At 38.6% G+C, this 5,559-nt stretch carries 5 protein-coding genes; 1 reads left to right on the top strand and 4 read right to left on the bottom strand.

What is annotated here, in order from left to right:
* Positions 1-381: 381 nt before the first annotated feature.
* From G322_RS0117115 to G322_RS0117125, 3 genes are all read right to left on the bottom strand, one after another.
* The gene (locus G322_RS0117115; protein WP_022942925.1) at positions 382-1,248 is read right to left on the bottom strand and encodes a TonB family protein; all 867 of its coding nucleotides are present in this window, start codon (positions 1,246-1,248) and stop codon (positions 382-384) included.
* A complete protein-coding gene (locus tag G322_RS0117120) occupies positions 1,245-2,309 on the bottom strand; it encodes a MotA/TolQ/ExbB proton channel family protein (protein WP_022942926.1) in 1,065 nt (354 codons plus the stop codon). The genes G322_RS0117115 and G322_RS0117120 overlap by 4 nt, the downstream gene beginning before the upstream one ends.
* 89 nt (positions 2,310-2,398) lie before the next feature.
* Positions 2,399-2,992 (bottom strand): hypothetical protein, encoded by a 594-nt coding sequence (locus G322_RS0117125; RefSeq protein ID WP_022942927.1) that lies wholly within the window; start codon positions 2,990-2,992, stop codon positions 2,399-2,401.
* 228 nt (positions 2,993-3,220) lie between these two features.
* Here G322_RS0117125 and G322_RS0117130 point away from each other — a divergent pair, with 228 nt between their 5' ends.
* Positions 3,221-4,891 carry an ABC1 kinase family protein gene (locus G322_RS0117130; protein ID WP_022942928.1) on the top strand — a complete coding sequence of 557 codons (1,671 nt, stop codon included), beginning with the start codon at positions 3,221-3,223 and terminating at the stop codon, positions 4,889-4,891.
* A gap of 457 nt (positions 4,892-5,348) precedes the next feature.
* On the opposite strand, the gene G322_RS21245 is transcribed toward G322_RS0117130, so the two are convergent.
* Positions 5,349-5,559: transposase (locus G322_RS21245; RefSeq protein ID WP_022941996.1), on the bottom strand; the 211-nt coding region annotated here is incomplete at its 5' end.

Below are 5,559 nucleotides of genomic sequence, written 5' to 3' on the forward strand. Positions count from 1 at the left end.
CTAAAGAGAAAAGGGTGGCCACCCCATGCACAGGGAAGTTGAATATATAAACCAACGGTCAGCCTATCGGTTGATAGTTTTATTTTACTCATCTGTTTCCTCCCTTAAAGTGAATTCTTTGAAATAAGGAATCGTTACACAATAACTTGGCTAAATTGTTTTCGAAAAGCCTGAAGGAACCGTTACAAAATAACTTGCGATAAATTGTTTCCAAAAAGCCTTAAGTGACTGGCTATTTTAAAAACAAAATCGCAAGTAATGTTGAAGCCAATTCTAAATGACGGGTTATTTTGAAAACAAAAGCGCAAGTGATTTTGAAGCCGATACTAAGTGTAATCTGCTTTAAGGGGAATGCGAGTAAATCTATTTAGAAATGAGTGGTTATATCAGCTCAAATTTAAAAGAAAATAATTGCTCGCTGGTTACCTTTTCAATCCCTTTAAGTGCGGGCATAAAGTGCTCTTTTTTAATGAACTCAAGTACTGCGTTATCTAATGTTTTGTGACCACTTGAACGGATGATTTTGGGCCGCTTACTTTTCCCTTGCATAGTAACGGTAAACTTTATAGTTACTATGCCCTGCTGTTTGTTCGCTTTTGCTTTTTTAGGGTAGTGTGGTTTGTTGCCTGAAACGGCAATCGCCTCTTGCAAACCGAGTTCATTTTTTACCGCCGTCAGTGTCGGTTTAACCTGTTTTTTAAAGCTACGTTTCGGTTTTGTTGTTTCGTTGGTACTTGCTGTACTGTTTTGTGGTTTGCTAATAACGATTTTTTTTTGTTTTAGCAGTTGACTGCTCAGCGAGGTTGTCACTACTGTTGTTTTCTTTTTAGCTGGACGTTTTTTGATGGGGGGAGCGGGTAGGTTTAAATGAAAGTCTTGCTCATAAAGTTCACCTTTGAGTAGTGCTGTTTCACTGGCTGGTGTTGTTTTTATAGATGCCAGTAATTGCGCTTTGTTAACTTGTACTGGTGGCGATGATGGTTGTGATTTTTGCACTGTTTTAGTCGTGATACTTAGAGGGATGGGAGAAACTGTTCTTTTACTCTGTTCTACAGGATGTTGAATTATGAGGGAGATCGTTTGATTTTGTTGTTTATCTTGTTCCGCTAGTTTTACAAAGTTCAGCGGTACTATTTTTTTTCCGGTATTTACGCTCTCTGGTGACAGTAGATTAGGTTGCTGATTATTATAAAAAAACAGTGTATATAATACCAAGCTAATGAGAATGAAAGGAAGATAGCGCATCATTTGTTTAGTGTCTCTGTTAACGTCTTTTTAAGGTGTGCCGTTTCCTGCTGTTCTTGTAGCTCTACTTCGTTGATGCCGTATAACTCTTGTTTTTCATTCACTGCACTTTCATATCTATCCTGCAGTGAAGAGGGGGCATCCTCGGCTATTTTTTTCTTTTTGAAAGAAATATTGAGTTCATTTTTGTACATGTCAATGATGGAAGACTGTGAAGTAGTCTGCAGGTCTTTCATCTCTTTATGCAGGCTTACATTGACTTCATCTGAACCCTCTTTAAATTCATAGTGATAGGGCATTTCACTCTGCTCTGCAACTGTTTCTGTTTCACTCAATGCGACTGTAAGACGTTGCTCTTGGATCTTCATTATTGCACTTATCTGATTGGTAATAAGATGTTTTTGTTGACAAATATGGCTAAATTCATCGCTTATGTTTTGTAAATGTTGATTTAACTTGCGCAGTTGCGCTTGAAAAATTTTATAGGGGATAAATGCAAACAGTGCCACGCATAACCCTGAAGCGAGTGCAATTAATGCGTGTGCAATCACGCCAACGACAGCACTTAATGTTTCAACACCCTGTTGGCTTAAGTTATTTAATGAGTCTATTAACCCCAATGTTGTGCCTAAAGCCCCCAATAACAGTGCAACAGTAACCGCACTAAGCAGTAATGATTGCCCCTGTGATAGCTGGCTTATTTGCATTTTCGCGTAGCAATCCATCTTTATTTTTGGGCAGAAGGGCAAGGTGTTAATACCCTGTTTTAACATGTTGAGCGCAGGGGTGTCGAGGGTTTGACAGAAAATCAGTGCTTGTTCTTTTTCATCTTTATTGAGAGAAGCAAAGCAATCATTGATAAGAAAGTGTTCTTTTTTGAGAAGATAAGTAAGCCACGAAGTCGTGCGCTCTAAGGTTACAATGGTCACCAGAAAAGAGGTGAACAGTAATAGCCACATTACGACGCCTCCTTGCTGAAACCACTCGGGCATAGTGGCTACAATTTGTTGTATAAAGGTAGGGTCAACAGCGGTGCTTTTGATTACAGTTACTTCCACAGCCATCTATCTAATCCTTTAAATATAAAGTCAGCAGTTTAACGATTAATACCGTCGCAATCAAAACAGATTGTTACAGATTTGCGCTAGGGCAGTTATTTTTGTTGTGGCGCTAAGGTGTTTAATATGAGTAGTTGCTGATCGGTACTTTTTTCAACAATCTGTGCGGTTATTTTTAACGCGCTGGCCATGTTGTCTAATTTTTTTGTGGTATTAATTAAAATGCGTTGTGAGGGTTTTAAAATCCAATAATAAACGGCAATTAAGGCGATGATTAATAGCACTACAATGCCAATAAGCACTAAAATAATGGTTAATTGAATATTGCTAAAAAGGTTATCAATCGCTGTTGAGATGGGAGGGGTTAGCTGTTTTATGGTATTGGGCAGTTGCGATATTGTTTTATCAAAGGTGAGTGCTAACTTATCTATCTGCTTAAAAGTATTTATTATCTGTTGTTGCTGTTGCGTATCTATGTTGGGGTTTTTGGCCATCTTTTGCAGTGCTTGTGAAGCGGTTTCAATCGAGCCTGCGATACGTGATGCTGAATCTTCAAGTTTATGAAGCTCAATACCCACTCTGATATCAATTAAGGGTTGTGGCTCTATTTCAGTTGCAAAACTATTGCTGATTAATAGGCTAAAAAAGAGACTAAATAAAATAGTTTGCTTTAATATTAATCTTATCATCTGCTCTTTTTTTCCTATTTTAGAGGGCTATTTTATAGTTAGAAAAGATGCTGCGATCATCTTTCTCTGATGACGAAATACGTTATGTATAACCCATACGGAAATGGTGTCTGATACTGGTGTATATCGTTTGATAGGGTGGTGAATACACCCCCTTACAGGGGTATAGTATCAATATAATGATATAAATACGTTACGTTTTTAGGATCAATAATAAAGGCAACTTTAATGAAATTAAATAAATTCAGTCAGTTTAAAAATAATGCGAGCCGTTTTCATACTATTGTTACTATTTTAAGTAAATATGGCCTTGCTAATTGGATTAAAAAAGAAGATCCAAGTTTTATAAAAGGGTTGGTGACCAGTGCGCAGGGGGAAACACTGGCGGGGTTACCTTTTACTGTGCGCTTGCGCATGGCATTGACTGAATTAGGCACGACTTTTATAAAATTAGGGCAGATATTAAGTACTCGTGGCGATCTTGTTGGTCCTGAAATGGCGCTTGAATTAAGTAAATTACAATCAGATACCCCGATTGATTCGGTTGAACAAGTTACGCTAATGGTAGAGTCTGCATTAGGTGAGTCGATTAGCACCCTCTTTGCTGAATTTGATTTTATTCCCATAGGATCCGCGTCTATTGGTCAAGTGCATAAAGCAACGTTACATGATGGCAGATCAGTGGTTGTGAAAGTGCAGCACAGTGATATTGAAGATAAAATTAGAGCCGATATTGAAATATTAGCGTTGCTTGCGAGTTTGTCGGAAAAATATGATAGTGAACTGCGTTTATACCAGCCTAAAAGTTTGATTGCGGATTTTAGCGAAACACTGTTAAAAGAGCTCGATTACGAAAAAGAGTTACGCAACATGAACCTCTTTGCGCAATATTTTAGCAACGATGCGGATGTGCATATTCCTATCACCTATCCCGCTCTTTCTGCAAAGCAAGTTTTGACCATGGAATGTTTAACGGGTTTTAGCATTGCCGACACAGAAAAGTTAGAAAGCATGGCGACAGATACCAAAAAAATAGCCACTTTAGGTGTTAATATTTATCTTGATATGATTTTTAAGTATCACCTTTTCCACGCTGATCCACACCCGGGTAATATTTGGGTATTACCTGGTTCGCGTATTGGTTTGTTAGATTTTGGTATGATTGGGCGTATTGATAGTGATCTGCAGGAGGCGATTGAGTTGATGCTATTAGCCGCCTCTGAAAAAAACAGTAATGACTTTACTAAACAGGTAATAAAAGTTTGTACGTTGCCAGTTGGCTTTAATAAAGCCAAATTACAGCGCGATATTGATGAGTTTTTACATGAGTATTTAGGTCAGCCACTCGCCGTTTTAAATGTGACTGAGATACTCAATCAGATGAGTGCCATTATTCGCCATCATCGTTTATTGATGCCCAGTGGCGCATCGATGCTGATTCGTGTGTTATTAATGTTAGAGGGATCATCACAACAGTTAGATCGTAACTTTAGCATTAACGACGCCATTGAGCCTTACACTCACAAGATGCGCCTTGCGCGTCTTTCTCCTCAAAAATTTACTAAAAAGCTAGGACGTTCCTACTTGATTTGGGAGCGTTTATTAACGGCGTTGCCCGATGACATTGAAAGTGTCATCAGTAAAATGCGCAGTGGTGATTTTGATGTCAATTTACAACATCGACATTTAGATGCGGTTATCAACCGATTGGTTTATGGCATTTTAAGTGGTGCTATTTTTGTGGGTGGTTCGATGATACTCAGTAGTTCAGTGCCTCCGTTACTGCATGGTGTTTCAGTGATTGGCGCAGTATTTATTAGTATGGGTAGTTTGCTCGGGTATAAACTATTGCGCGCCATTGGAAAGTCGGGTGATTTGACCGACAACAAACATAAATAAAACGGCATACGCAATATTGATTTTGATGTCAATGGTGTTGCCCAGCGCTTATCTATGCGGGTGACTCTTATATTGCGAGCTTATACCCATGATACTTCAAGGTGTAAAGTCAACAAGGAAAATTGTGCATAGATACTAGGCATAAAATTGAAGCCTAGTTAATCTAAGTCGAAATTTTATAACGACGTAGATTGGTGCAAGTTTTCTTGCCCTGCGGGGCGCAGGCTCGAAAATCAGCTCTGCGTTACAACAATCGAAAAGAAGTAACCATTACCTCATGTAGCGCCTTGCTCTGATTGCCGAGCTTGTGCCTGACAAAGCACCTTGAAGTAACATGGGTATATATCATTAGCCTTGTAACTTAGTGGTAAAAGAGCGAATAGACCCCATTCTGAACCCAGTACCTTGGTATATACCCAAACGACTTGATAATATTTCGCATCTAGCTCATCGCACTTCAAACTGCAAAATTGAAGGTTTGAAAGTTGTCATTAATTCTACTCGTTAAAGTACTACCAATTTCGGGAAGGGTAAGGCTAAAAAACTCATTAATACTCTGTCGAAATTCTTTTGCTGTTGCAAAGTATTTATTGTTTCTTGCATATTCACTCATCACCTTCCACAGTCGCTCTATAGGATTTAAATTAGGGCTATAAGGAGGTAAATAG

It is taken from the genome of Psychromonas hadalis ATCC BAA-638 (genome assembly GCF_000420245.1).
In the GTDB taxonomy this organism is placed as follows: Bacteria; Pseudomonadota; Gammaproteobacteria; order Enterobacterales; family Psychromonadaceae; genus Psychromonas; species Psychromonas hadalis.